At 62.6% G+C, this 24371-nt stretch carries 28 protein-coding genes; 18 read left to right on the top strand and 10 right to left on the bottom strand.

Going from position 1 to position 24371, the window contains the following annotated elements; all coding sequences use genetic code 11:
- Positions 1-55: 55 nt before the first annotated feature.
- Positions 56-814: a flagellar type III secretion system pore protein FliP gene (fliP, locus tag HMPREF9696_RS08395; RefSeq protein WP_002712545.1), complete on the bottom strand. Its 759-nt coding sequence runs from the start codon at positions 812-814 to the stop codon at positions 56-58.
- Positions 811-1770, bottom strand: a complete 960-nt coding sequence (locus HMPREF9696_RS08390; RefSeq protein ID WP_002712544.1) for a flagellar biosynthetic protein FliO — start codon at positions 1768-1770, stop codon at positions 811-813. Before HMPREF9696_RS08390 ends, fliP begins: the two co-directional genes overlap by 4 nt.
- 325 nt (positions 1771-2095) lie before the next feature.
- Between HMPREF9696_RS08390 and flgB the strand changes: the two genes are divergently transcribed.
- The 14 genes from flgB (at position 2096) to HMPREF9696_RS08320 (ending at position 13241) form a co-directional block, all read left to right on the top strand.
- Positions 2096-2506, top strand: coding sequence for a flagellar basal body rod protein FlgB (gene flgB, locus HMPREF9696_RS08385; RefSeq protein ID WP_002712543.1), 411 nt, complete (start codon positions 2096-2098; stop codon positions 2504-2506).
- 29 nt (positions 2507-2535) lie between these two features.
- Positions 2536-2958 carry a flagellar basal body rod protein FlgC gene (gene flgC / locus HMPREF9696_RS08380; protein ID WP_002712542.1) on the top strand — a complete coding sequence of 141 codons (423 nt, stop codon included), beginning with the start codon at positions 2536-2538 and terminating at the stop codon, positions 2956-2958.
- A gap of 177 nt (positions 2959-3135) precedes the next feature.
- Complete coding sequence (gene fliE / locus HMPREF9696_RS08375; RefSeq protein WP_002712541.1) at positions 3136-3456, top strand: flagellar hook-basal body complex protein FliE; 321 nt, start codon at positions 3136-3138, stop codon at positions 3454-3456.
- 33 nt (positions 3457-3489) lie between these two features.
- The gene (gene fliQ, locus HMPREF9696_RS08370; RefSeq protein ID WP_002712540.1) at positions 3490-3753 is read left to right on the top strand and encodes a flagellar biosynthesis protein FliQ; all 264 of its coding nucleotides are present in this window, start codon (positions 3490-3492) and stop codon (positions 3751-3753) included.
- 68 nt (positions 3754-3821) lie between these two features.
- Positions 3822-4592, top strand: a complete 771-nt coding sequence (gene fliR / locus HMPREF9696_RS08365) for a flagellar biosynthetic protein FliR (protein WP_002712539.1) — start codon at positions 3822-3824, stop codon at positions 4590-4592.
- A gap of 21 nt (positions 4593-4613) precedes the next feature.
- A complete protein-coding gene (gene flhB / locus HMPREF9696_RS08360) occupies positions 4614-5681 on the top strand; it encodes a flagellar biosynthesis protein FlhB (RefSeq protein ID WP_002712538.1) in 1068 nt (355 codons plus the stop codon).
- Between the two features lie 313 nt (positions 5682-5994).
- Positions 5995-8562 (top strand): cell cycle histidine kinase CckA, encoded by a 2568-nt coding sequence (cckA, locus tag HMPREF9696_RS08355; RefSeq protein WP_002712537.1) that lies wholly within the window; start codon positions 5995-5997, stop codon positions 8560-8562.
- 240 nt (positions 8563-8802) lie between these two features.
- Complete coding sequence (locus tag HMPREF9696_RS08350; protein ID WP_002712536.1) at positions 8803-9765, top strand: Tim44 domain-containing protein; 963 nt, start codon at positions 8803-8805, stop codon at positions 9763-9765.
- Between the two features lie 168 nt (positions 9766-9933).
- Positions 9934-10596 carry a hypothetical protein gene (locus tag HMPREF9696_RS08345; RefSeq protein WP_002712535.1) on the top strand — a complete coding sequence of 221 codons (663 nt, stop codon included), beginning with the start codon at positions 9934-9936 and terminating at the stop codon, positions 10594-10596.
- A 61-nt stretch (positions 10597-10657) separates the two neighbouring features.
- On the top strand, positions 10658-11365 hold the full coding sequence (locus HMPREF9696_RS08340; RefSeq protein WP_002712534.1) for a glutathione S-transferase: 708 nt from the start codon (positions 10658-10660) through the stop codon (positions 11363-11365).
- A gap of 123 nt (positions 11366-11488) precedes the next feature.
- Positions 11489-11773 (top strand): hypothetical protein, encoded by a 285-nt coding sequence (locus HMPREF9696_RS08335; protein WP_002712533.1) that lies wholly within the window; start codon positions 11489-11491, stop codon positions 11771-11773.
- An 82-nt stretch (positions 11774-11855) separates the two neighbouring features.
- Positions 11856-12266 (top strand): (R)-mandelonitrile lyase, encoded by a 411-nt coding sequence (locus HMPREF9696_RS08330; protein ID WP_002712532.1) that lies wholly within the window; start codon positions 11856-11858, stop codon positions 12264-12266.
- Positions 12267-12438: 172 nt separating this feature from the next.
- A complete protein-coding gene (locus tag HMPREF9696_RS08325) occupies positions 12439-12681 on the top strand; it encodes an LIM domain-containing protein (RefSeq protein WP_002712531.1) in 243 nt (80 codons plus the stop codon).
- Positions 12682-12893: 212 nt separating this feature from the next.
- Positions 12894-13241, top strand: coding sequence for a hypothetical protein (locus tag HMPREF9696_RS08320; protein WP_002712530.1), 348 nt, complete (start codon positions 12894-12896; stop codon positions 13239-13241).
- Between the two features lie 19 nt (positions 13242-13260).
- On the opposite strand, the gene HMPREF9696_RS08315 is transcribed toward HMPREF9696_RS08320, so the two are convergent.
- Both HMPREF9696_RS08315 and HMPREF9696_RS08310 read right to left on the bottom strand, forming a co-directional pair.
- Entirely contained in the window at positions 13261-13677 is a 417-nt protein-coding gene (locus HMPREF9696_RS08315) for a hypothetical protein (protein WP_002712529.1), read from the bottom strand.
- Positions 13678-13723: 46 nt separating this feature from the next.
- The gene (locus tag HMPREF9696_RS08310; RefSeq protein ID WP_002712528.1) at positions 13724-13963 is read right to left on the bottom strand and encodes a hypothetical protein; all 240 of its coding nucleotides are present in this window, start codon (positions 13961-13963) and stop codon (positions 13724-13726) included.
- 1161 nt (positions 13964-15124) lie between these two features.
- Between HMPREF9696_RS08310 and HMPREF9696_RS08305 the strand changes: the two genes are divergently transcribed.
- Positions 15125-15412 carry a GIY-YIG nuclease family protein gene (locus tag HMPREF9696_RS08305; RefSeq protein ID WP_002712527.1) on the top strand — a complete coding sequence of 96 codons (288 nt, stop codon included), beginning with the start codon at positions 15125-15127 and terminating at the stop codon, positions 15410-15412.
- A 130-nt stretch (positions 15413-15542) separates the two neighbouring features.
- Here the strand turns inward: HMPREF9696_RS08305 and HMPREF9696_RS21600 are convergent, their stop codons facing one another.
- Positions 15543-15908 (bottom strand): hypothetical protein, encoded by a 366-nt coding sequence (locus HMPREF9696_RS21600; protein WP_157170011.1) that lies wholly within the window; start codon positions 15906-15908, stop codon positions 15543-15545.
- Positions 15909-15947: 39 nt separating this feature from the next.
- On the bottom strand, positions 15948-16484 hold the full coding sequence (locus tag HMPREF9696_RS08300; protein WP_002712526.1) for a hypothetical protein: 537 nt from the start codon (positions 16482-16484) through the stop codon (positions 15948-15950).
- A 147-nt stretch (positions 16485-16631) separates the two neighbouring features.
- Here HMPREF9696_RS08300 and HMPREF9696_RS08295 point away from each other — a divergent pair, with 147 nt between their 5' ends.
- Entirely contained in the window at positions 16632-17882 is a 1251-nt protein-coding gene (locus HMPREF9696_RS08295) for a DUF2254 domain-containing protein (protein WP_002712525.1), read from the top strand.
- Positions 17883-17888: 6 nt separating this feature from the next.
- Here HMPREF9696_RS08295 and HMPREF9696_RS08290 read toward each other — a convergent pair whose 3' ends face one another.
- On the bottom strand, positions 17889-18419 hold the full coding sequence (locus HMPREF9696_RS08290; RefSeq protein ID WP_002712524.1) for a hypothetical protein: 531 nt from the start codon (positions 18417-18419) through the stop codon (positions 17889-17891).
- 209 nt (positions 18420-18628) lie between these two features.
- On the opposite strand from HMPREF9696_RS08290, the gene HMPREF9696_RS08285 reads away from it, so the two are divergent.
- Positions 18629-20281 carry a fumarate hydratase gene (locus tag HMPREF9696_RS08285; RefSeq protein WP_002712523.1) on the top strand — a complete coding sequence of 551 codons (1653 nt, stop codon included), beginning with the start codon at positions 18629-18631 and terminating at the stop codon, positions 20279-20281.
- 109 nt (positions 20282-20390) lie between these two features.
- Here the strand turns inward: HMPREF9696_RS08285 and HMPREF9696_RS08280 are convergent, their stop codons facing one another.
- Positions 20391-21341, bottom strand: a complete 951-nt coding sequence (locus HMPREF9696_RS08280; protein WP_002712522.1) for a hypothetical protein — start codon at positions 21339-21341, stop codon at positions 20391-20393.
- Between the two features lie 396 nt (positions 21342-21737).
- Entirely contained in the window at positions 21738-22319 is a 582-nt protein-coding gene (locus tag HMPREF9696_RS08275; protein WP_002712521.1) for a TetR/AcrR family transcriptional regulator, read from the bottom strand.
- 143 nt (positions 22320-22462) lie between these two features.
- Here HMPREF9696_RS08275 and HMPREF9696_RS08270 point away from each other — a divergent pair, with 143 nt between their 5' ends.
- Positions 22463-23800, top strand: coding sequence for a carotenoid oxygenase family protein (locus tag HMPREF9696_RS08270; RefSeq protein WP_002712520.1), 1338 nt, complete (start codon positions 22463-22465; stop codon positions 23798-23800).
- A 146-nt stretch (positions 23801-23946) separates the two neighbouring features.
- On the opposite strand, the gene HMPREF9696_RS08265 is transcribed toward HMPREF9696_RS08270, so the two are convergent.
- The gene (locus HMPREF9696_RS08265; protein ID WP_002712519.1) at positions 23947-24243 is read right to left on the bottom strand and encodes a hypothetical protein; all 297 of its coding nucleotides are present in this window, start codon (positions 24241-24243) and stop codon (positions 23947-23949) included.
- Positions 24244-24371: the final 128 nt, after the last annotated feature.

Raw genomic sequence — 24371 nt, 5'->3', positions numbered from 1 at the left:
CTGGATTGCTTCGTCGCTGCGCTCCTCGCAATGACGTCGGGTGGGCGCGAAGCTGTCACCCGCCGCCGTAGCTTTGGACGAGGCTTCCGGCCACCAGTGACCAGCCGTCCACCAGCACGAAAAAGATCAGCTTGAACGGCAGCGATACGGTCACCGGCGGCAGCATCATCATGCCCATGGACATCAGAACCGATGCCACCACGAGGTCAATGATGAGGAAGGGTAGAAACAGCAGGAAGCCGATCTCGAAGGCGCGCTTCAATTCCGAGATCATGAAGGCCGGGATCAGGATGCGCAGCGACATCTGCTCGGGCGACGCAGCGGGAGGCTCGCCCGACAGGTCCATGAACAGCTTGAGGTCTTTCTCGCGAACGTTCTTCTGCATGAACGCGCGCAGCGGAACGGTGCCGCGCTCGAATGCCTGTTCGACGGTGATCTGGTTGGCGACCAGCGGCTTGATGCCGTCGTCATAGGCCTTCTGCAGCACCGGCCCCATCACGAAGCCGGTGAGAAACAGCGCCAGCGCCAGGATCACCGAGTTCGGCGGAGCGGTGGCTGTGCCGAGCGCGGTCCGCAGCAGCGAGAGCACGACCACGATGCGTGTGAACGACGTCATCATGATCAGGATCGACGGCGCGATCGACAGCACCGTCAGCAGTGCGATCAGTTGAATCGCGCGCTCGGTGACGCCGCCGTTGCCGGCACCGAGATTGATGCTGATATCCTGCGCGCCCGCCGGATCAATCAAGAATCCGGCGAGGGCGAACAGGCTGACAAAAAATAAAACTCTACGCGGTGGTTTCGCCGGCCTCACGCGGGAGGCTTCGGACGGCCGAGCAGATTGGCCATCTCGTCTTCGAGATTTTCAAATGCGGCCTTCGGCGCGGGCGCGGGAGGCGGCGGAGGTGCGGGCGGAGCCGGCGGGCGCGGCGCGCCTTCGGAGCGCGGCACGGGACGGTTTCCGCCGGTCTCCGGTGCGGGCACAGGCCGCTCGATCGGAGCATCAAGCCGCATTTCGCCACCGGGGCGGCGCAACGCCGCTTCAAGGCGCTGCGCCATGTCGGCAAGATTCTGGTCGGCGGAGGAGAGCGGTTCAGCCGGGCGGGCCGGAGCCGGGGCACGCGGCGGCAGCGGCGGCGCTTTCGGACCGGTATCGCTCGGCCGCGGCATCCTGGGCGGCAGCGGTTCGGTGCGTTCGCTGCGCGGGATCGCGCGCGGCGGTTCGGAACGCATCGCAGGTTCCGGCCGGATCATCGGTTCTGGCGTGAAGCTCGGAATCGTATCGGGGCTGTGGCGATCCGGCAGCGGCATCACGGGAGGACGGCGCGGTTCTTCGGAATAAGGCCCGCGCGCGGGGCGCGGCGGCGGTTCGGCCATCGGGGGCTCGCGATGTTCAAACGGATCCGCGTGCGGTTCGCTGTCGGACCAGCCGGCATCGGGAGCAACGCGCGGCGGCAGTTCGGTTCCGGCAGGTGCGCGGGGCGGGGCCTGATCGCGCTGCGGGCTGCCGCGCACGATATTCGGCTCGACCACAAGGTCCGCAGGGCCGCCGATCATCAGCAGATGCTCGACGTTATCGCGCCGGACCAGCACCAGTCTGCGGCGGCCATCCACCGCGGCGGCATCAATCACGGCAAGCCGGGGCATCCGTCCCCGATTCGCGCTCGAGCCGAGATTGCCGCCGCCGAACCGCCGGACCAGCCAGGCGGCCAATCCGATCAGGCCAAGTACGATGACGAAGGCAAAGAAGAACCAAAGCGTTTGCGACATGTCCTGTCCCCGTCAAACCTCACCCGCATCTATGCCAGATTCGCAGGTCAATCGCCGCGAAACAAGCGGCTTGGCCCGAATTGGTTGCGAAGTTTGACCGATCTGTTAACGCGCGGCGGCATTTGCTGCCCGCCGCGCCTGTGCTGTTTGGGAAAAGTCCGGCAGCCCCGCAGGAATGTTGTTCCGGAACTTCAATGACTTGTCCCGTTGCAGACCATTCGTGGCGAAAGTAGGCCGAAGCGGCTCTTAACCTCTTATTAACCATACACACGGCAAATTCTGCCTACCTGAAGCGCCGCTTCGGGCCTTGAGGTGGAACAGGCCGATGGCAATCACCGATCTTCCCATGTTGTCCGCATTGCGCACCAAGATGCAGTGGCATCAGGAGCGTCAGCGCGTTCTTGCCGAAAACATCTCGAATTCGGACACGCCGAATTTCAAGCCGCGCGATCTCGTCGAGCCGAAGTTCGATCCGAGCGGAACCGGGGCGGTGACCGGCAGCATGCAGTCGCTGGCGATGACGCGCACCAGCGCCGGGCACATCCAGGCGGTCGGCACCAGCGACACGTTCAACATGAACAATCGCGGCGGTTACGCGACGCGGCCGGCGGGCAACGCGGTCAATCTGGAAGACGAGATGCTGAAGGTCTCCGCCAACCAGATGGACTATGCGGCGGCCACTTCGCTCTACACCCGCAGCCTCGGGCTGCTGAAAACGGCAATCGGGAAGCGCTAGCGCGTGCCCATGTGTGAGGGAGCAACAGCATGAGCGACGGCAACGATTTCCTCCGCTCGATGAGCATCGCGACGTCCGGTCTGCGCGCGCAGGCGGGCCGCATGCGCGTGATCTCGGAAAATATCGCCAACGCCGATTCGACCGCCAAGACCGCGGGCGGCGATCCCTACCGCCGCAAGATTCCGACCTTCTCGTCCGAACTCGACCGCACCATCGAGTCGCGCGTGGTGACGCTCGGCAAGATCAAGACCGATACGTCGGACTTCCGGGTCAAACATGAGCCGGGCAATCCCTCGGCGGATGCCAACGGCAACGTCAAATATCCCAACGTGAATTCGCTGGTTGAAATGACCGACATGCGCGAGGCGCAGCGGTCCTACGAGGCGAATCTCAACATTATTTCCGCCACGCGCCGGATGATCCAGCGCACCCTCGACATTCTCAAGGCCTGACAGGGAGACCAGTGCGGTGGTTCGCAAGTCCGCATTATTTGTACGGCGCGCTCCCGTTGCGGACTTGCGAACCAAAACCGCACTGGAATTATATTTTACTAGTGTCCTTTCGAATCCGAAGTTCGCTCGGGAGGATGCCGCAAAATGAAGCGAACTTCGGATTCAGGACACTAACCCATGGCTTCGCCATCCGTCGCCGCCAATGCCTATGCCAGCCTTGCCAAAATCATGGATTCCGCAGGAGGCGCGGGCGCCCTCGGCAAGACCGGCGAGACGAACGGACCTTCGTTTGGCACGGTGCTGAAGGAAACGCTCGGCAGCGTCATGGACGCGGGCCGCAAGTCCGATGCGCAGACCATCGCCATGGCGCAGGGCAAGGCCAATGTCATGGACGTGGTCACGGCAGTCGCCGAAACCGACGTCGCGGTGTCGACGCTGGTGTCGGTGCGCGACAAGGTGATCCAGGCTTACGAAGACATCATGCGGATGCCGATCTGATTTTTGCGACATGCCCGCGGGCAGGGGATTGATATGACAGGTGCTGAAGTTCTCGACGTGTCGCGCGATGCCATCTGGACCATCGTGAAGGTGTCGTCGCCATTGCTGGTGGTCGGTCTCGTGGTCGGCGTTGTGATTTCGCTGGTGCAGGCCCTGACGCAAATCCAGGAGCAGACGCTGGTTTTCGTGCCGAAGATCCTTGCGATCTTCATCACCCTCGTCCTCGCGTTGCCGTTCATGGCCGACGCCATGCATAGCCAGATGCTGCGGATATCGTCGCGAATCATCGGCGGCTAGCGCATGATCGGGGACTTGCTCGGGAACGCGACGTTCAGGAGCGAGACACCTTGCGGAGCGGGTTTTCCATGCGCATCGACATCTCGCTGCTTCCGGCGCTCGCCGCGGCCTTCATGCTGGTATTTGCGCGCATTGGCGCCATGGTGATGCTGTTGCCCGGATTCGGCGAAGCCAACATTCCGGTCCGGATTCGTCTGGCGATCGCGCTGGCGCTGACGCTGATCCTGCTGCCGATGCACCGCAACGCCTACAACGTCAACATGTCGTCGATGGCGCCGCTCCTGGTGCTGATGGTGCATGAGATCGTGATCGGCGTTGTGCTGGGCGCGACGGCGCGCGTGACGCTGTCGGCGCTGGCGGTGGCCGGCTCGGTGATTGCGCAGCAGCTCGGACTCGGTTTTGTGACGACCATTGACCCGACGCAGGGCCAGCAGGGCGCGCTCATCGGCAACTTCCTGACCATGCTCGGGCTGACGCTGCTGTTCGCCACCGACATGCATCATCTGGTCATCGCGGCGTTGAGTGAGAGCTACAACGTGTTCTCGCCGGGGCAACTGCTGCCGAGCGGCGATGTCGCGGCGCTGGCGACGAAAGTGTTTGCGACGGCATTCAAGATCGGCATCCAGTTGTCGGCGCCGTTCATCGTTTTCGGCCTGGTCTTCAACCTCGGCCTTGGCGTGCTGGCGCGGCTGATGCCGCAGATGCAGGTCTATTTCGTCGGCGTCCCGCTCTCTATCTTGGCCGGCTTCCTGATTCTCGCGGCGATCATCGCCACCATGATGGGCACCTACCTCGATTACTTCGGCGGTGTCCTCCATGACCTCATACCGGCGCGTTAAGGCAGGTACTGAGGACAGGCCATGGCGGACGACGACAAGGAATCCAAAACACAAGACCCGACGCAAAAACGCCTCGACGATGCCCTGGAGAAGGGCGACGTCGCCAAGAGTCAGGAGGTCAACACCTGGTTCGTGATCGGTGCGTCCACCTTGCTGCTGTCGTCCTTCTCGGGGACGATCAGCCAGGGCATCGAAGCGCCGATGCGCAATCTCCTGATGAACATGCATCAGATCCGTGTCGACGGCCCGGGTCTGCTGCAGTTGCTGAGCCAGCTCGAACTGATGCTGATCGGCGTTCTCGGCGTGCCGCTGCTGATGCTGCTGATCGCCGGGGTCGGCAGCAACCTGATCCAGCACCGGCTGGTATTCTCCACCGAGCCGCTCAGTCCGAAATTCAGCAAGATCTCACCAGCGGCAGGCTTTGCGCGGCTGTTCGGCAAGCAGGCCGGCGCGAATTTCCTCAAGGGCATCTTCAAGGTCCTGCTGGTCGGCGTGGTGATGTGCCTCGTGCTGTGGCCGGAGCGATCTCGTCTCGACGCGATGGTCCACTTCGATCCGATGTCGATCCTGAACATCACCAAGACCATCTCGGTTCAGTTGATGGGCACCGTCGTGGCGATGCTCGCACTGGTCGCCGCGCTCGACTACCTCTTCCAGTACCGGCAGTGGTTCGAGCGGCAGAAAATGTCGCTGGAAGAGGTCAAGGAGGAATACAAGCAGTCCGAGGGCGATCCACACATTAAGGGCCGCATCCGGCAGCTTCGCCATGCCCGCATGAAGAAGCGCATGATGGCCGCAGTGCCGAGCGCTTCGGTGATCATCACCAACCCGACCCACTATTCGGTGGCGCTGAAATACGACCGCGGCATGTCCGCGCCGATCTGCGTCGCCAAGGGCGTCGATCTGATGGCGTTCAAGATCAGGGAAATCGCGACCGCGAACAACATCCCGATTGTCGAAAACGTTCCGCTGGCCCGGGCGCTGCATGCGACGGTCGAGGTCGACGACGAAATCCCGGTCGAGCATTACCATGCCGTTGCCGAAGTCATCGGTTACGTGATGCGCCTGCGGCGCGCGGGGCTGAACTGAGGCCCGATCTCCGGTTGACAAGGCTGGTGCCGGTGTCGGCCCGGACGTAATGTGCCTTGCGCTAGTGGTCCGATTCTAACATTCGCATCCCGTTGCAGCAGGCTATTTTGCGAATGTCAGAATCAAAGGACCACGAGTAGATATTAATTGCTGGTGGAGCTTGGGATTTGACATTCGCATTGCTAATTTGCGGCCGGGGCCGGTGCGAATGTCAAATCCGCTCCACCAGGGGCCCCGATTCAGGCACTCAGGGGCAGGTAGACTGCAAAAATGACCTGCGCATCCTCTGTGGAACATGCGCGAGCAGGGTGCGATGACGACCGATACGGACAACGAACTGCGTTCTTCCTTCGCCGCCGTCCATGAACCGGCGCGGCGGAGCGGCAGTATCCTGCTTGTCCTGTTGGTGGCGGGCGCGATCATCGCCGCCGCCGTCGCTTTTATGACCCTCGGCCGCAGTCAGGCGCAGCCTTACATTCTGGCGCTGCTGGCTTTGCTGGCCATGGTGGGGCTGTTCACGCTGTTCGCGTTTGCCGCTGGCATCGTCCGCTTTGCGGATCGGCTGACGGAAGACCCGGTGACGCGGCCCATCGCCGACCATGCCTTCGACGGGCTGGCGGTGACCGATCCGCGCGGCCACATTGTCTATGCCAACACGGCGTATCTGGCGCTGACCGGCGCAACGGGTCCCAACGACGTGCGGCCGGTGGAGCGTGTCTTCATCGGCAATCCCGATGTCTCCGAAGCGGTGTTCCGCCTGCTCAAGGCCGCGCGCGAGGGCAAGCGCCAGCAGGAGGAAGTCCGCGTCGCGGGTGTTGATGCCGCGCATGGCCGGTGGCTGCGCATGCGCGTGCGCCCCCTCAGCAGCGAAAAGCGGCAGGCGAAATTCGCGGTCTGGTCGGTGGCGGACATCACCCGTGATCGTGAGCGCCAAGAAGATGTGTTCCAGGAGCTTCAGCACGCCATCGAATATCTCGATCATGCGCCGTGCGGCTTCTTCTCGGTCAACGCGCGTGGCGAACTGGTCTACGTCAACGCGACGCTTGCCAACTGGCTGGACTATGATCTCGCGGAGATCGGGTCCGGTGGCCTGAAGGTCGCCGATATCATGTCCGGCGACGGCGCGGCGCTGCTGACCTCGATTGTGCCGGAACCAGGTGAGGTGAAGACCGAGGTGTTCGACCTCGACCTGCGCATGCGCAACGGCAAGACCATGCCCGTCCGCCTCTATCACAAGCTGGCGTTCGGCGCGGACGGTGCGCCCGGCGCGTCGCGGACGCTGGTAATCAATCGCGCGCGCGACGATCATTCCGATCCGCAGCGCGCGGCGGAAGTGCGTTTCATGCGCTTCTTCGATCACACGCCGATGGCGATCGCCACCGTGGACAAGGCGGGCAACATCGTCCGCGCCAATGCACGCTTCGCGAAGCTCACGCAAGGCTTGTCGCCTGCAGGCACATCGAGCAAGTCGATCTTTGCCGTGGTCCATGAGCGCGACCGGGGCGAACTGGTCGCTGCGATCAACAAGGCGGCGGACGGACAGGGCGACATTGCGCCCGTCGAGGCGTCGCTGGACAGCGCCAAGGAACGCTGGGGCCAGTTCTTCGTCACGTCGGTTGAGCACGATGCGGGCGATGCCGAAGCCGCCATCGTCTACCTGCTCGACACCACCGAAAAGCGCACGCTGGAAAATAGCTTCGCGCAGTCGCAGAAGATGCAGGCGGTGGGTCAACTTGCCGGCGGCATCGCCCACGACTTCAACAACGTGCTCTCCGCCATCATGATGGCGAATGACTTCCTGCTGAACGCGCACAAGCCGACCGATCCGTCGTTCCAGGACATCATGCAGATCAAGCAGAATGCCAACCGCGCCGCAGCGCTGGTGCGGCAACTGCTGGCGTTCTCGCGCAAGCAGACGCTGCGTCCGCAGGTGCTCGATATCGGCGACGTGTTGTCCGACGTGAATGTGCTGCTCAAGCGTCTGGTCGGCGAGAAGGTGAAGCCCGAATTCGTCTACGGCCGCGACCTGTGGCCGGTGAAGGCGGACCTTTCACAATTCGAGCAGGTGATCGTCAATCTTGCCGTCAATGCGCGCGACGCGATGCCGGAAGGCGGCAAGCTGACGGTGCGTACCGCCAACGTGACCGCGAAGGAAGCCGAGCGCGGGGACTTCAAGGGCATGCCGGCGGCGGATTATGTCTGCGTCGAGGTGACCGACACCGGCACCGGTATTCCGGCGGATATCGTCGACAAGATTTTCGAGCCGTTCTTCTCCACCAAAGAAGTCGGCAAGGGCACCGGCCTCGGCCTCTCCACGGTGTACGGCATCGTCAAGCAGACCGGCGGCTTTATCTATGTCGACTCGGTTCAGGGCAAAGGCACCACATTCCGGATTTTCCTGCCGCGTCATTTCCCCGAAGCCGAGAAAGTGCCGGATGTCGCAGCGGCGGTTGCAGGTGAAGCACCTGCCGAACCGGCGGCCAAGCCGAAGGCGCCGGATCTCACCGGGCAGGGCACCATCCTGCTGGTCGAGGACGAGGATGGTCTGCGCTCGCTCAACGCGCGCGGCCTTCGCTCGCGCGGCTACACCGTGATCGAGGCGGAGAACGGTCTCGACGCACTGGAAGCGCTGGAGCGGGAGGAAGGCGCGGTCGATCTCGTCGTGTCCGACGTGGTGATGCCGGAAATGGACGGGCCGACCATGCTGACCGAGATGCGCAAGCGCAATCCTGAACTGCGGATCATCTTCGTGTCGGGCTATGCCGAGGATGCTTTCGAGAAGAGCCTGCCGGAAGGCCAGCAGTTCAACTTCCTGCCGAAGCCTTTCACCCTGAGCCAGCTTGTCGCAGCGGCGAAGGAAACCATGACGGCGGCGTCATAATGGCATGATCCCGAGAAGCGGGAACCGTTTCTCGGATTTGGTCATCCCGGCCAGGGATTTGGCGCCAGCCCGCAGGCTGTGACGGCACGCCTCACCGCGACCGAGGGCCGCAGGCCTTATCGTACCTATCCGCTTCCCTTATTTCCGACGCTGCCCATTTATGGGTCTGTCCCTCGTGTGGTGGTTCGCAAGTCCGCCAGCCGGGGATCAATGCCCCTTGAGGGCCGAGAGGGAACAGACATGATTTCGCAGCGCTTGCGCTCACTCGTCAAAACGCTCGCCGTGGTTATGGCCGTCGCCATGCCGCTGGCCGTGACCATTTCATCGTCGGTTGACGCGCGCCCGGGCGGCGGCGGCAGCCGCGGCTCGCGCACGTTCTCCGCGCCGCCGACCACACGGACCGCACCAAATGCCGCGCAGCCGTTGAACCGGACCATCACCCAGCCCGGCACCAAGGCTCCGGCAACCGCGCCTGCGGGCGGCTTCTTCAATCGTCCCGGTATGGGCATGCTCGGCGGCCTCGCCGCCGGCTTCCTCGGCGCGGGTCTCCTCGGCATGCTGTTCGGCGGCGGTCTCTTCAGTGGCCTTGGCAGCTTGTCGTCGATCATCGGTCTGATGCTTCAGCTCGCGCTGATCTTCATTGTGGTGCGTCTGGTCATGTCGTGGTGGCGGCGCCGCAATGCGCCGGCCTATGCCCATGCATCGGCTGCGCCCGGTCAGGCTCCGCAGCAGGATCAGGGCCCGATGGCCAATGCGCGCTCGGGCTTCGGCTTCGGTCTTGGCGGCGGCTCGAACGATGCGCCGCTCGAGATCAAGCCGGACGACTACGACGCGTTCGAGCGCATGCTCGGCGAAATCCAGACCGCGTGGTCGAACGAGGACATCGGCAAGCTGCATACGCTTGCGACGCCGGAAATGGTCTCTTACTTCACCGAGGACCTCAACGCGAACAAGGAACGCGGCGTGATCAACAAGGTATCGGACGTCAAGCTGCTGCAGGGCGACCTTGCGGAAGCCTGGCGCGAAGGCACCACCGACTACGCGACCGTCGCTCTGCGCTACAGCCTGATCGACAAGACCGTCGAGCGCGCCACCGGCAAGATTGTCGAGGGCAGCGATGCACCGCAGGACGTTACCGACGTCTGGACGTTCGTGAGGCGTCCCGGAAGCCAGTGGGAACTGTCGGCCATCCAGCCGACCTGACGGTCCGTCGGAACGCATCGATGAAAGGGCGTCGCGCTCGCGCGGCGCCTTTTTCTTTTTGCGCTGTCGTGACGTTCCCGGAATAAATCGCGGCATTGTGTGTTGATGTTGCGCGTCTAAGCGTGCATCAGCGCGCGATAGTCCAAAAAGAATTTCAGGGAGAGACGAATGCTCAAGGGTTTCATGATCGCCGCGCCGCTGCTCCTTCTCGCTCCGCTTTCCGTTCAGGCGCAACAGACGAACATGAGCTTCTTCATCACCAGCACGCCAATCGGCAACGGCGGAAATCTCGGCGGTCTCGCCGGCGCCGACAATCAGTGCCAGACGCTGGCGCAGGGCGCGGGTGCCGGTGCCCCCAAAGTCTGGCGCGCGTATCTCTCCACGCAGGCCGCCGACGGCAAGCCGGCGATTAACGCCCGCGACCGGATCGGGAAGGGGCCATGGACCAACGCCAAAGGCGCGGTTGTTGCCAAGGACGTTGCCGATCTGCATGGCCCGAACGCGCTGACCAAGCAGTCCGCGCTGAATGAAAAGGGCGAGGTCGTCAACGGGCGCGGTGATCAGCCGAACCGTCATGACATTCTCACCGGCTCGCAGCCCGACGGCACGGCGTTCCCGGCGGGTGACGACAAGACCTGCAAGAACTGGACGAGCAGCACGCAGGGCTCGGCCATGGTCGGTCATTCGGATCGTCTCGGTCTGCGCGATGACGACGCGTCGAAGTCGTGGAATTCGTCGCACGGCTCGCGCGGGCCGGATGGCGGATGTTCGCAGGCCGACCTGCGCAGCACCGGCGGCGACGGTCTGCTGTATTGTTTCGCATCGAACTGATTGCGGTAGAGATAGTTAACCTCGGCGCGGTTGTCCGCGCCGAAGGCGTTTGTGAGGTCTCATGCGATACGAACTCTATTACTGGCCGACCATTCAGGGGCGCGGTGAATATGTTCGCCTGGCGCTTGAAGACGCGGGCGCGGATTATGTCGATGCCGCGCGGCGCGCCAACGGCATGAACCGGATGATGAAGATGATGGACGCATCGAAGGGAACGCCGCCCTTCGCGCCTCCGTTCCTGAAAGCCGGCAAGCTCGTGATCGGGCAGACCGCGAACATCCTGCTTTATCTCGGGCCGCGTCTTGGTCTTGCGCCGAAGGCCGAGGCGCAGCGGCTGTGGGTGCATCAGCTTCAACTGACCATCGCCGATTTCGTGGTTGAGATTCACGACACCCATCATCCGCTGGGGCCGACGCTTTACTACGAGGATCAGCGTCCTTCCGCGAAGAAGCGCACCGGCGAATTCTGGAGCGAGCGCGTGCCGAAATTCCTCGGCTATTTCGAGCGGCTGATCGGTGCCAGCGGCGGGCCGTATCTCAATGGCCGCAGGCTTTGCTATGCAGACCTCTCGTTGTTCCAGATTGTCGAAGGCCTGCGCTATTCGTTCCCGCATAACATGAATCGCTTCGCGCGAAAGGTGCCGCATCTGATCGCTTTGCACGAGAGAGTCGCCGCGCGGCCAAACATCAAAGCCTATCTGGCGAGCGACCGCCGCATTCCCTTCAACGAGGATGGCATCTTCCGTCACTATCCGGTGCTGGACCGGTAAGCATCGCGGCTTTACATCGCCTTTATGCGCGGTTCGGGTTTTTCGTCTCGAATCCTTATGCCTTGGCACTCATCTTGAAAACGTCTCGCGGACTTTCCGCGTCATGATTTTCAGGAGATCGCCATGGCCGCGTCATGGACCCGCAACAACAAGCCGTTTCCCGAGGACGATTATCGCGCCTGGCTGATCAGCCGCAATCCGCCGCCGATTGTCCATCATTCATGCAGTGTTCGTCTGGCGCGGCTGCGAGTTCGCCTCGACCGCTTCATACAGGCCATCGATCACGGGCTTCACCGCATGATCGCGGCGCTCGAGCGCAGCAAGACCCGCCGTATTCAGCGCGAATTGCAACTGCGCGGTATTCGCTATTCGCAGTCCACCGATGACGGCACGTCATCGTGGCGCTGAAATAAAGCTCCCCGGCCAAAGGATTGCTGCGTAAACTGTGCCGCGACGCCGGTCCCGGCGGTCCATCACTTCGGAGCATCCCATGAAGATCACGCCTTCCGGCTCGGTGCCGACCAAGCGCGCGCCAGCATCCTATTTCACCGGCACGGTCTGGCAGGATCCGGTGGTTGAGACGCCCGCGCCGGCGCGGCTCAACGCGACGCGCGTGACCTTCGAGCCCGGCGCGCGCACCGCGTGGCATACCCATCCGGTCGGCCAGACGCTCTATGTGCTGGCGGGCACCGGGCGGGTACAGACTGAAGGCGGTCCGGTGCAGGAAATTCATCCGGGCGACGTGGTGTGGATTCCGCCGGGAGAAAAACACTGGCACGGGGCGGGACCGAACACGCTGATGACTCATCTTGCGATGCAGGAGTCCGATGACAGCGGCAGCTTTGCGACCTGGCTTGAGCACGTTACCGACGAACAGTATGCGGTGTCGCCGTCCATGTGATCCGCCATCCAAGTGATCGCTTCATGCGGCTGACACAAGTCCGCGCGAATTATTTCATCGCAGAACATGTCCGCAGCGCTGACGCATTCACCTTGCGCGGCGCAGCGACGAATGCGCTTGACGATGAAGGTGCGCGCGGATTTATTTCGTGCACATCTCGGAGGTGCGTAGCATGCCTGATTACTCTGAGTTCCTTCTCGACAAACAACCCTGCGCCCAGTGCGGCAAGCCGATTGCCTCGCCGCTGTGGCTTGAGCGCGAACGCAACCGCGTTTCGTTTCTGTGGGCGTGCAAGGCGTGCGACTATCAGTTCGTCACCGTGGCCGTCCTCAAGCCGGGTGTGATCGGGCTTCCTGTGCCGCAACATGCGCCTGCTGTGGTTCCGATTCCGGACCAGCCGGCCATAGCGGCCTGATATCTCCCACCTGTAGCGGACGCGGGCGCTGGCGCCTGCGTGCGCTGCCCGGCGGTATCATGTCATTGACGACTGCGTCGCGGGTTCCGTGTTGATCGCCGCGCGTCAATGTTGCGCGCGGGCGGGTTCCCGAATCAGGCGATTTGCCGCAATCCTGTCGCATTCGCCCTGTCTGTTCATCAGACATTCACAAACCGACGCAGGAGGATACGATGCGTATCGTCACCCCCGCCATCTACGCAGCCCTGCTCGGTGGAGCGATTTATCTGGCCATCTCCCAGAACCCGCTGCCGAATGCGGTCGCCTCCGTGCCGCCCGAGGGCGCGAAGATCGCCTATGCGGTTCCGAGCACCGGCAAGCCGCATTCCACGGCGCGTATCGGCAGACGCGAAAGCTGCCGCCAGAGCGTTTCGGCGAAGCATCTGAACCGGCATCAGGCCCGCGACCAGATGCAGCTTTGCGTGGCGCAGGCCCGCGTGGAATGCCTCAAGCAGGCGATCGACCAGAAGCTGCGCGGTTCCGCCCGCCGCGTCTATGTGAAGAGCTGCGTCGCGGCGTAAACGCGATCAGACTCCGTCATCAGCGCATCTCGACCTGAGAGGGCGCCTCTTCGGCGGTGTCCGCTCCGGTGCGCGGCCTCAACGGCACGGCCGGAAGCTGCAGCACGGTGGCCCGCTGGCCGGGATCGAGCTGCGTCAGCAGAATGAGCTGCCCGTCCGGAAATTCCAGCGCGTCATGATGGCGGTTCGGATTGTCGAGATCGACAGTGCGGAACCGCGCCACGGTATGGCGGACCTTCTTCCTGAAAAATGCGCCGTCATATTCGACCTCGCGCGCGAAGGCGAGTTCGGTGCCGGGCAGGACACAGACGGCGACGTTGGGCTCGTCCTCGCCGCAGAAGCCGCGGGTCACGGTGAGGGGGAATTTGGTGGAGATCAGCGTCTCGCCGGCTTTCGCGGGCCGGCTTGCGACGGCATGCAGGCTGTAATCACACATGGCGGTCACTCCTGTTCGGATCAACCGGGTGATGCGCGGTCTGCGATTATAGCGCTTGCGGTGTGGCGTTCCTGAGGTCGGCGGCGTCACCTTTTCGTGACGCAGAAGGCGTCAGCCCGGCATGTGCACCTGCGTGCGTGCTCATCCGCACAGTGCGCTTCTCGCGGGCCATGCGCTCGGCGAGTTCGACGATCTTCAGGCGGCCCTGCATGTTCGGAATCGCCTTGAACGCGGCGAGCAAACGCTGCGCTTCCTCGTCCGATGTCACCAGAATATCCCTGAACATATCCGCCTCTGCGACTTGAGCGTCTCTTGTTGCGATGGGTCTTAGTCGCGGGACGTTATCATCCGGTTCATGCGCCGGTGTGACGGTTTGAAAAGGGTGGCGGCGTGGTTAAGCGGACGTAAGCGGGCGGGGAGGTTCTGCTGCGTCCGCGATTTTCTCTCCGTGTCGTCCCCGCGCAGGCGGGGACCCATAAGCCCTGAGTCATCAAGTTGAGAGAGATGCCGGGGTGACTTTTTTCGCTACTGTCACGACATCCGGTGGTTATGGGTCCCCGCCTGCGCGGGGACGACGGCTGAGTGTGTCGAACGATCGTGCACGATTTACGGTTCGTCATGCCCGGACATAGCCCGTCGAAGACGGGCGTGAACGCCCTTTTGTGCTGGGCATCTACGTCTTTTGTCGATGAAGGTCGAGAAGACGTGGATGGCCGGGACGAAGCCCGGCCATGACGAGGGCCTATTTGACGCAGGGTGCGCAACCTCCGCATCCAGATTTAATTTTCAAAGAGCCACGCGCCATCGCCCCTGTTGTTATGACGGCGCGGGGGCGCCCGAAGCTCTTTCAGCGCTTCGCCCGAATGAGGGCGCGCGGAACGCCGGATGCGCGAACGCATCCGCAGCCTCGTGTGCAAAAGTGAAAAGCACACGAGCGTAGTCACCACGGTCACGCCGCTTCACCCGGCGTTCCGCACGCAATGGTTTTAACGGCTTGCTGCGCGAAAACCCCCGACGACCGACCCTGAGGTGATCATCGCTGCAGGGGACTGACGCGCCGCCGCTCGCCCTCTGTACGAGGCAAGAGCCTTGGCGCTGCCCCATGGTGCCAGGCGAGGCACCGGGATATCGCGTCCTGGGCCGTCCGCGAACAATGTGGTCGTCAGCCCGGGCCGAATAAAAAAGCGCCGCTCTTTTTCAAGAGTGCGCCCGTTCATCCGGCTCGCGCATCGAACACCGCACGCGGCCACCGCATCCCGCCCCGCGCATCGTGACGATCGCGACACGCCCCTCATCGTGGGGCGGGACATATGGAATATATTCCTAGATCAGGACAGATGTCAAGCGCGGTGCTGCGACATCTATCCGTTTATGAGAAGGTGGATGCAGTCAAAGCCCGTCATTCCGGGGCGCGCGACTTCGCGCGAGCCCGGAATCCACGGTCACGATGGCCTACTACGTCTACATGCTCGCGAGCAAAAAGAACGGCACGCTCTATCTCGGCGTGACGAACGACATCGTGCGGCGCGGATACGAACATCGGACCAAGGCAGTTGATGGTTTTACAACGCGATACGGCGTGGACAAACTGGTCTGGTTTGAAACCTATGACGACGCTCTGACTGCGATCACCCGCGAGAAGGAGTTTAAAAAATGGCGGCGAGTCTGGAAGATTCGGCTGATTGAAGAAAGCAATCGCGAATGGATCGATCTCTATCCCGGGATAGCAAGCTAGTCATGGATTCCGGGCCTGCGCCAAGAGGCGCATCCCGGAATGACGGGTGGAGATATCTGTGCGGGCACGGCGCGAGTATTATGCGTTCAATTCCGGATTGCGCTACGGTTTATCCGGCTATGGAAGCTTCTTACGAGTCCCATGCCAAATGCGGTCGGAAACTTTTGTCAAAATCAGGCCGTAAGGCGGGTTGTCCCATTGCGGCTCGTACTTTTGCTTCTCCAGAATTTGAACTGTACACATCGAATATTCTTCGGAGTTCTAAATTCATCTCAAGCATTGATTTTACGTAGGCTTGTGATATCGACCCCGTTTCCTCGAATTCTATGGCGATGCGCCGAGCGTTTTCTTCCATTGAGGACAATTTTTCTATCGTGGCGACATCATTTACATGGGTAAAGTGGAAGCGCATTCCGCCGTGCGAAGATGCCAAAAAGTTTTGAGCCAGTAATTTCCGATGTTCTAAAAGTTGACGTTTCCTCAGCCATCCAAACATAGTCTACTCCAAAATTTCGCTGCTACTACGGGGTTATCCTCACACACCCTTCTCGCGCGACATGGTGATGCGCACGCCGGTCTTGGCGACGGTGCAGTGGACGTCGAGCTTGCGGTAGCGTGAATCGAGATTGTAGCCGCGGATGATGTTGGTGCGGCTGACGCAGCGTTTGGCGCCGCGCACGGCATCCGGTTTCGGGATCGTGAACACCAGCGCCGCTGCCGTGCCGATGAAGTCGTAATAGGCGTCCGTCGGCTTCTTCTTGTCGGTGGAGGCGAACACGTCGTTGCTGCGGTTGCGGCTGGCGCAGCCGAGCGACGCCTGCGTCACCGCGGGGTGTTCGAGATAGATCACGCCCGCGACCGTCTTGCCGATCTTGAGATCGGGGATCTGCCGGGCGAGGTCCTTGGCGAGATCGTCGCAGCGGTCGGCGCGGGCCGGGCTGGCGGCGGTCAGGGCCAGTCCCAAGGTCAAGCTTAAGGCCAAACCCATGGCGGCCAGGCAGGATTTCAAGACAGACGTTCTGAAAAGCCAGGTGCCGTTTGACGTGCGGTATGTCGAAGTGCGGTGTGTCATTGTTCAACCCCCGCCGCCATTGAACCGTGTGGAAAGGGCAAGTGCAAGGGCATGGCTAAGAGCATGGCTAAGGCATGGCCCGCGGCACAATTCGGGGATTTGTGCGTTGTCGTCGCGCAGCCAAAGGGGCGAGGGGAAGGATTCGACATGCTGACGCGGTGGATATGGCGGCTGCGCGACGCCACCCGGCAACTCTGGTTCACCGTCGCCGTCTACAGCCTTGTCGGAATCGTCACCGCGCTCAGTGCGCTGGTGCTCGATCCTTTGATTCCGATGGACGTTCCCAGCAAGATCGGCGCGGATGCGGTGGACCGCATTCTCGGCATCCTCGCCTCCAGCATGCTGGCGGTGACGACATTTTCCATTGCCACGATGGTTCAGGCCTTCGCGTCGGCGGGCAGCGGCGCAACGCCGCGCGCGACCCAGCTTCTGGTCGAGGACCGCACCGCGCAGCGGGCGCTGGCGACCTTTATCGGGACGTTCGTCTTCAGCCTGGTCAGCATCATCGCGCTCTCCACCGGGCTTTATGGGCCGAGCGGGCGCTTCGTGCTGTTCGTTGTGACACTGGTGGTGATCGCGGTGATCATCCTCACCCTGCTGCGCTGGATCGACCGCCTGTCGAAACTCGGCCGGGTCGGCGAGACGGTCGATCAGGTCGAGCGGGTGACGACGGCGGCGGTCCGCGCGCGGCGCAAGCGGCCTTATCTCGGCGGGCATCCTGCCGTGAAAGTCCCTGCCGGCCTACAGCCGGTGGCGGCGTCGCGGATCGGTTATGTCGACCGGATCGACATGGGCACGCTGTCCGCCATCGCGAAGGCGCAGGATTGCGAGGTGCATGTGCATCTGCTGCCCGGCGGGTTCGCCACGCCGGACCGGCCGCTGGCCTCGCTCTCCAAACAGCCGGACGAGGACACAGCGGAGCGGGTGCGCAAGGCGTTCAATGTCGGCGATGGACGCTCGTTCGATCAGGACCCGCGTTTCGGATTGATCGTGCTGGCTGAGATCGCCTCGCGGGCGCTGTCGCCTGCGGTCAACGATCCGGGCACCGCCATCGACGTGATCGGCACCGCGGTGCGCGTGCTGCATGAATGGTCGCTGCCCGATGAGACGGACGAGGGCGATGAAGTGGAGTTTCCGGGCGTGTATGTGCCGCCGCTGACCGCGCAGGAACTGGTGCAGGATGTGTTCACGCCGGTGGGGCGCGATGGCGCATCGCTGGTCGAGGTCTGCATCCGCTTGCAGAAGGCGCTGCGCAGCGTCGCAGCGATGAATTCACCGGGTCTGCGGGCGGCGGCGCGGCGTCAGGCGGTGGAAGCCTTTGAACGCGGCGAGGCTCAACTCGCCCATGAGCACGACAGGCAGCGGTTGCGCGACGCCGCGGCGTGGCTGCGGGATTGATGACGGCTAAAACCCGTAGATCGTCACGCTCACGGCAAATCCCACGATCAGGACCACATTGAACAGCGTGGGGACGGCGACCAGGAAGGTTGCGCGGCCAAGATGTTCGTTATGCGCAGCATAGGCGATGGCGCAGGCGGCGATCAGCGGGAAGGCGATGATCCTTGCGGTGGTTTCCACCGCGCCGAACGCGCTCTTGAATTCGAGCCCGTGCGCGACCACCGACGGCATGTCGTTCAGCCATGTCATGATGATAATGGTGCCGAGCGCGATGATCGCATGCCGCACACGGCCCATGGCCGCGAACACGATGGCGGCAATCGCCAGCACGGGATGGGCGGCGAGGTGGGCCTTGATCAGGCCGGCCCCGATGCCGGAGCCGATATGCGACATATCGCCGAACAGCACAGGCGCGTCGGAGAGGCCGAGCCCGGCCTCGATCAGAGCCAGAATAATGAGAACGGTGCGCAGGCCGAGCATGCGCGGGGCGGGCGCGGGCGCAGCGTCTTCGGCAATCACCGGCGTGGCGGGGGTCATGTCTGAAACGTCCTGAACGAAATCTATTGTGAAAGGCCGCAACCTAGCGCGTCCGCGGCCCGCGCACAGCCGCCCTGCAAAAGGCGGATCGGCTTTTGGCCATCTTCCCTTTGTCGGAAAAGCGATTAGAACGGTTCAAACTCTGACAAGGCCAGAGCCGGATCGTTGAAAATCCAGCGCTTTTTGCCTTTCCAACCGCGAGACCCGCTATGAACGCTCCGACCGCTATCCCGTCGCCCAAGGCCGTTCCGCCCTACAAGCACACCCCGCTGTTTCCGCTGGGCAAGGACAAGACGCCGTATCGCAAGATCAGCAGCGACGGTGTCCGGGTCGAGACGGTGATGGGCAAGGAAATGCTGGTGGTGACGCGCGAGGCGCTGCGCGCGCTCTCCGAAGCCGCCTTCGGCGACATCAATCACTATCTGCGGCCGGGCCACCTGCAGCAGCTTCGCAACATCCTCGACGACACCGAGGCCAGCGACAACGACAAGTTCGTCGCGCTCGATGCGCTGAAGAACGCCAACATCGCCTCCGGCGGCGTGCTGCCGATGTGCCAGGACACCGGCACCGCGATCATCATGGGCAAGAAAGGCGCGCGGGTGATCACCGACGGCGACGACGAGGCGGCCCTGAGCGAAGGCGCGCGCGACGCTTATCTCCGCCGCAACCTGCGTTACTCGCAGGTGGCGCCGCTCTCGATGTTCGAGGAGAAGAACACCGCAAACAACATGCCGGCGCAGACCGAGATCTATGCGGAAGGCGATGATGCCTACAAGTTCATGTTCATGGCCAAGGGCGGCGGCTCGGCCAACAAGAGCTTCCTGTTTCAGGGCACGCCGTCGCTGCTGACGCGCGACCGGCTGCTGGCGTTCCTGAAAGAGAAGGTGCTGACGCTCGGCACCGCCGCGTGCCCGCCGTATCATCTTGCCATCGTCATCGGCGGCACCTCCGCCGAACTGTGCATGAAGACGGTGAAGCTCGCTTCCGCGCGCTATCTCGATGAACTGCCGACGCAAGGCTCGCCGGACGGCAACGCCTTCCGCGATCTGGAGATGGAGCAGGAAATCCTGAAGATGACGCAGAGCCTCGGCGTCGGCGCGCAGTTCGGCGGAAAGTATTTCTGCCACGACGTGCGGGTGATCCGCATGCCGCGTCACGGCGCATCGCTCCCGATCGGTCTTGGCGTGTCATGCTCGGCGGATCGTCAGGTGCTCGGCAAGATCACGAAGGATGGCGTGTTTCTGGAAGAGCTGGAGCACAATCCGGCGAAGTATCTGCCGGAAGTCGAAACCAAGCTCGGCAGCGAGGTCGTGGAGATCGACCTCAACCAGCCGATGAAGGACATTCTCGCCACGCTGTCGAAGAACCCGATCAAGACCCGGCTGTCGCTCACCGGCACCATGATCGTGGCGCGCGACTCCGCGCACGCGAAGCTGCGCGAGCGGCTGGGGGAGGGGGAGCCGCTGCCGGGTTATTTCAAGAACCATCCGATCTATTACGCAGGCCCCGCCAAGACACCGGAAGGTTACGCCTCCGGCTCGTTCGGCCCGACTACGGCGGGACGCATGGATTCGTTCGTCGACCAGTTCCAGGCGGCGGGCGGCTCGATGGTGATGCTGGCGAAGGGTAACCGCTCGGCGGCGGTGCGCGATGCGTGCAAGAAGTACGGCGGGTTCTATCTCGGCTCGATCGGCGGTTCGGCGGCGAACCTGGCCGAGCACTGCATCAAGAAGGTCGAGGTGGTGGAATATCCCGAACTCGGCATGGAAGCGATCTGGCGCATCGAGGTCGAGAACTTCCCGGCCTTCATCATCATGGATGACAAGGGCAACGACTTCTTCAAGGAGTTGAATCTGGGCTAGCGCGCCCGGCGCTTGCCCGTTCGCGCAGACAAATCCGCAAAGTATCTCGTTACAATATGGCCGGGGCGGCGATGCCCCGGCCATGATCGTTTACGCCGATGAAACGGACCTACGGCTCCAGCGTCACCTGCAAGCCCTCGTTGTTTTCAACATGGACGTAGCGCGGCGCGATCGGCCGGCCGCGTCCGCTGGCGACGGTCACGATGTCTTCCAGCGGAGCGGCGCGCGCATCCGCTTCCGGTCGCGAAAGAATCAGATCGGCGTGGAACAGGCCTTCCGATTCAAGGCCGGTCGAATCGACGCCGGCATCCGCGAGGTTCGCCAGCGTGCTCTCGAATTCCTCGGCATCGCGAAAGCGGCGCTGGATGAAGGTCACGCCGGTGAGATGCTCGGTCACGAGCCCGCGCTGCGCGAAGGTTGCCGCCAGTGATTCGAACGGGAACATCCGCAGCACGAACGAAATGATCCACGGAGTCTTGTCCGTCGCGTCGAGAATCTTGCCGAAGGTCTTCTCCGTCACGTAGCCGATGCAGCCGGTCGACATGATGACGTCGGCATGACGGACAATCGCGGCGTTCTCGGCGGAGAGCGCGTCGTTTTCAAGATCCGCAACGATGCCCTTGTCGAGAAGACCGACGCTGGTTGCGTAGTGAACGGCGGGTGCGGACACATCGAGGCCGATGAAGCGCGCAAGGCCGACGTCCGGCCACGACGAATAGAAATTGCGGTCGAACTGCATGAGTTCTTCGGATGTAACCGCTTTCATCTCGCGCCGCGCATAGCGATGGCGCAAGCCGCCGAACGTCAACGGAAAGCGATGCACGGCCGCGTTGATTCCATACGAACAGCCGATATCGAGGACGACCGGCTTGGCGGCTGTTGCGGAAAATTTCGCAGAAAGGATTTGCCGCACCACGGGCTCGGCAACGTCGGGAATCATGTAGTCGAGATCGCCGAGAGCTGAAAAATAGGACCGAGGATCGTTCTCCACGTAGATATCGTCGAAGATCGCCTTCGCCTGGTTGATCCGGGAGAATTCCGTTCCCGCTTTCTTCAGCATCAAGCCCCCTTTGTCTCTCTTGTCTGCGAACACGCATGATCGTCTTCGCGATGCGGGCGCTTATCGCAGAAGCAGCCACGAAGATAAACCCGCAGCACTTACCGTTGGTTGGGAAGTAGCTTCATACCATGCGACGCGCATGAAAAGAATCGAGGCGCGATCTGAAGTGAATTCGCGCGCACTTCAAAACATCGCGCGAAGAATTTTCGATTTTGCACGCGATCCGCATGTCGAGTCGAGAACGTTCCGGCCTTCATCATGGATGCAAAGCGCAACGACGTGTTCAAGGATTCGAATTTGGAGTGGTCATGTCTCGCTGTGAGGCAAGACGTGGATCACCGCGGCAAGCCCGGTGATGACATTGTAATCGGCGAAGGCCCGCGCTGAAAAAGCCTCTCACTTCCCCGGTGCGATGCCCTTGAACGAAAGCCGAAGCGCCGCGTCGACGCGCGGATCGCTCTTCTTCCACATCCCGTCGCTGATGAGCGACGCGATGCCGTGCACCACGGCCCAGGCCAGCGCCAGCGCATCCGGATCGACGGGTTTTGCGGGGTCGGCCTGCAGTTCGGCGACGGCGACACGCAACTGCTCGAATGCGCCGGGCACGCCATCCTTGTCCGCTGCGCGGTCCGAGCCGAAGCGGCTGAAGGCGAGGCGGAACAGGCGCGGCTCGGCGGCCGCGAAATCAATGTAGGACAGCGCCGAGGCGTGCAGGCGCTTCCGTCCGGAAAGGCCGGCGGTCGCCTTTTGCGAGCGTTGCGCCAGCAGCGCGAGCGCCTCGGCCGCCGCCGCTGTCAGCAGTTCATCCCTGTCGGCGAAATGCTTGTAGGCCGCACCGGACGTGACGCCGGCCTCGCGCGCGGCTTCACGCAGGCTGAAACTGTCCGCGCCGTGCTTGCGGACATGATCCAGCGCCAGCGCCACCAGCGTGCTGCGCAGGTCGCCGTGGTGATAGGCCTCTTTCTTGGCAATTCTCATGTAATTGATGTTTACATTGACTCGGGCATCCCGTAAAGTATGCGATGCTTACTTATGCCAAGCGCCCGGCGAACCGGTGATCCGGCTCGCCATCAAGAGCGCGGCAAGCAGGACAATCAGCACGACAACGGGAAGGGACAGCCATGAGTGTGGTGGAGACGAGCGAGAAGAAACCGTTCTGGGAAAAGGGCAACCTTGCGCCGGTCTTTGAAGAGGTGACCGCGTTCGATTTGCCGGTAGAGGGCGCAATCCCGCCCGAACTGAACGGGCTTTATGCGCGCAACGGCGCCAATCCGCGCGAGGGCCATGCCGGGCACTGGTTCATCGGCGACGGCATGATCCATGGCGTTTCACTGAGCAACGGCAAGGCCGAATGGTATCGCAACCGCTGGGTGCGCACGCCGCGCTTCAACGGCGCGCCGCGCAAGCCCGGCATTCCCGACATCCGCAGCAGCACGGCGAACACCAATGTGCTGGCCCATGCGGGAAAGATCATGGCGCTGGTGGAAAACGCACTGCCGATGATGATGACGCGCGATCTCGATACGGTCGGCTTCCACGATTACGGCGGCAAGCTCGATACGCCGTTCACCGCGCATCCGAAGATTTGCCCGACCACGGGCGAACTGCATTTCTTCGGCTACGGTTTCGTGCCGCCGTTCCTGACCTATCATGTGGTGGACAGCGCCGGCACGCTGCTGCGCAGTCTTCCGATTCCGGTGAAGGCGGCGACCATGGTGCACGATTTCGCCATGACCTCCGGCCATGTCATCTTCATGGATCTGCCGGTGGTGTTCGACATGCCCGCCGCGCAGCGCGGCACCATGCCGTTTGCCTGGAGCGAGACTTACGGCGCGCGGCTCGGCATTCTCAAGCGCGGTGCCGGTATCGAATCCTTGCGCTGGGTCGAGATCGACCCCTGTTATGTCTTCCATGTCGCCAATGCGTTCGAGGAAGCGGACGGCACCATCGTTGTCGATGTGGCCTGGTACAACGAGCTGTGGCGTGGCGGGCCATCGGCGACCACCTTCGACAAGGCACATCTGAAGCGCTGGCGCGTTCCTCCCGGTGCGACCAGGGCGACGGAGCAGACGCTCGACGATCGTTCGATCGAATTTCCGCGCGTCAACGACAACCTTGCCGGCCTGCATCACGACATCGTCTACGCGGTCGATGCCGGGAAGGGCTCGCTGGCGAGCGACGACGCAAGTTCGCTGCGCAAATACGATCTCAAGACCGGCAACAGTACGGAGCACGTTTTCAGGAACGGCGTTTCCAGCGAATTCGTCCATGTGCCGGGCGAGGGCGGCGCTGGTGAGGATGACGGCTGGCTGATCGGCTTTGTCTATGACCGCGTGCGCAATGCCAGCGATCTTCTGATTCTCGATGCGCAGAAGATGGTGTCGAAGCCGGTGGCGCGGATTCAGTTGCCGGCACGGGTGCCGCAGGGCTTCCACGGCAACTGGATGCCGGGGGTGTAAGCGCTTTCTTCAACTCGCCCCGCCTGCGGGGAGAGGTCGGATTGCGAAGCAATCCGGGTGAGGGGGGCAATTCAAACATGCGATGAGTGGTTAAGCTGCCCCTCACCCCAACCCTCTCCCCGTCTACGGGGAGAGGGAGAAATCGCTTACGCCCGCTTGCCCTTGAACGGGAAGCTGCCCATCGGGCCGATGCTGACGTCGCCGGAGATGGAATCGCCGTCCACCTTGCCCGAGAACGCCAGCGTCAGCGGCATCGGATTGGTGATCGAGGCTTTCCAGGCGACGTCGTTGCCGTTCACGGTGCCGTCGACGATGTCGGCCTCATTGCCGTCCGCCGCCTGCTTGCCGGTCAGCGTATTTCCGTTGGTCGCAAGCGCCAGCGTCGCCTCGCGATCGCCAAGCGGTGTGCTCAAGGTGATATTCCAGTTACCGTCGACTGCCATATGTTTCCCTCTCTCCGCGCGCCGCTGCGCCTGAATTGGTTCTGAAGCGGGCCGCGCCAGCGCCGATATAGCGCATTTTACCGCCCATGCGAATTTGCACCGGATGCATGCGCGCGCGGGCGGGAGTG

It is taken from the genome of Afipia clevelandensis ATCC 49720 (assembly GCF_000336555.1).
GTDB lineage: Bacteria > Pseudomonadota > Alphaproteobacteria > Rhizobiales > Xanthobacteraceae > Afipia > Afipia clevelandensis.
This window is presented reverse-complemented; position numbering and strand designations above follow the sequence as displayed.

What these genes read in the sequence shown, in the direction of transcription:
- HMPREF9696_RS08305 (WP_002712527.1), top strand. Translation starts at nt 15,125, where the DNA reads ATGGCCTACTACGTCTACATGCTCGCGAGCAAAAAGAACGGCACGCTC.
- cckA (WP_002712537.1), top strand. Translation starts at nt 5,995, where the DNA reads ATGACGACCGATACGGACAACGAACTGCGTTCTTCCTTCGCCGCCGTC.
- HMPREF9696_RS08350 (WP_002712536.1), top strand. Translation starts at nt 8,803, where the DNA reads ATGATTTCGCAGCGCTTGCGCTCACTCGTCAAAACGCTCGCCGTGGTT.
- HMPREF9696_RS08390 (WP_002712544.1), bottom strand. Translation starts at nt 1,770, where the DNA reads ATGTCGCAAACGCTTTGGTTCTTCTTTGCCTTCGTCATCGTACTTGGC.
- HMPREF9696_RS21600 (WP_157170011.1), bottom strand. Translation starts at nt 15,908, where the DNA reads ATGTTTGGATGGCTGAGGAAACGTCAACTTTTAGAACATCGGAAATTA.
- fliE (WP_002712541.1), top strand. Translation starts at nt 3,136, where the DNA reads ATGGCTTCGCCATCCGTCGCCGCCAATGCCTATGCCAGCCTTGCCAAA.
- HMPREF9696_RS08345 (WP_002712535.1), top strand. Translation starts at nt 9,934, where the DNA reads ATGCTCAAGGGTTTCATGATCGCCGCGCCGCTGCTCCTTCTCGCTCCG.
- fliQ (WP_002712540.1), top strand. Translation starts at nt 3,490, where the DNA reads ATGACAGGTGCTGAAGTTCTCGACGTGTCGCGCGATGCCATCTGGACC.
- HMPREF9696_RS08280 (WP_002712522.1), bottom strand. Translation starts at nt 21,341, where the DNA reads ATGCTGAAGAAAGCGGGAACGGAATTCTCCCGGATCAACCAGGCGAAG.
- fliR (WP_002712539.1), top strand. Translation starts at nt 3,822, where the DNA reads ATGCGCATCGACATCTCGCTGCTTCCGGCGCTCGCCGCGGCCTTCATG.
- HMPREF9696_RS08275 (WP_002712521.1), bottom strand. Translation starts at nt 22,319, where the DNA reads ATGAGAATTGCCAAGAAAGAGGCCTATCACCACGGCGACCTGCGCAGC.
- flgC (WP_002712542.1), top strand. Translation starts at nt 2,536, where the DNA reads ATGAGCGACGGCAACGATTTCCTCCGCTCGATGAGCATCGCGACGTCC.
- HMPREF9696_RS08310 (WP_002712528.1), bottom strand. Translation starts at nt 13,963, where the DNA reads ATGTTCAGGGATATTCTGGTGACATCGGACGAGGAAGCGCAGCGTTTG.
- HMPREF9696_RS08320 (WP_002712530.1), top strand. Translation starts at nt 12,894, where the DNA reads ATGCGTATCGTCACCCCCGCCATCTACGCAGCCCTGCTCGGTGGAGCG.
- HMPREF9696_RS08300 (WP_002712526.1), bottom strand. Translation starts at nt 16,484, where the DNA reads ATGACACACCGCACTTCGACATACCGCACGTCAAACGGCACCTGGCTT.
- HMPREF9696_RS08335 (WP_002712533.1), top strand. Translation starts at nt 11,489, where the DNA reads ATGGCCGCGTCATGGACCCGCAACAACAAGCCGTTTCCCGAGGACGAT.
- flgB (WP_002712543.1), top strand. Translation starts at nt 2,096, where the DNA reads ATGGCAATCACCGATCTTCCCATGTTGTCCGCATTGCGCACCAAGATG.
- HMPREF9696_RS08290 (WP_002712524.1), bottom strand. Translation starts at nt 18,419, where the DNA reads ATGACCCCCGCCACGCCGGTGATTGCCGAAGACGCTGCGCCCGCGCCC.
- HMPREF9696_RS08325 (WP_002712531.1), top strand. Translation starts at nt 12,439, where the DNA reads ATGCCTGATTACTCTGAGTTCCTTCTCGACAAACAACCCTGCGCCCAG.
- HMPREF9696_RS08295 (WP_002712525.1), top strand. Translation starts at nt 16,632, where the DNA reads ATGCTGACGCGGTGGATATGGCGGCTGCGCGACGCCACCCGGCAACTC.
- HMPREF9696_RS08340 (WP_002712534.1), top strand. Translation starts at nt 10,658, where the DNA reads ATGCGATACGAACTCTATTACTGGCCGACCATTCAGGGGCGCGGTGAA.
- HMPREF9696_RS08270 (WP_002712520.1), top strand. Translation starts at nt 22,463, where the DNA reads ATGAGTGTGGTGGAGACGAGCGAGAAGAAACCGTTCTGGGAAAAGGGC.
- HMPREF9696_RS08285 (WP_002712523.1), top strand. Translation starts at nt 18,629, where the DNA reads ATGAACGCTCCGACCGCTATCCCGTCGCCCAAGGCCGTTCCGCCCTAC.
- HMPREF9696_RS08315 (WP_002712529.1), bottom strand. Translation starts at nt 13,677, where the DNA reads ATGTGTGATTACAGCCTGCATGCCGTCGCAAGCCGGCCCGCGAAAGCC.
- flhB (WP_002712538.1), top strand. Translation starts at nt 4,614, where the DNA reads ATGGCGGACGACGACAAGGAATCCAAAACACAAGACCCGACGCAAAAA.
- HMPREF9696_RS08265 (WP_002712519.1), bottom strand. Translation starts at nt 24,243, where the DNA reads ATGGCAGTCGACGGTAACTGGAATATCACCTTGAGCACACCGCTTGGC.
- HMPREF9696_RS08330 (WP_002712532.1), top strand. Translation starts at nt 11,856, where the DNA reads ATGAAGATCACGCCTTCCGGCTCGGTGCCGACCAAGCGCGCGCCAGCA.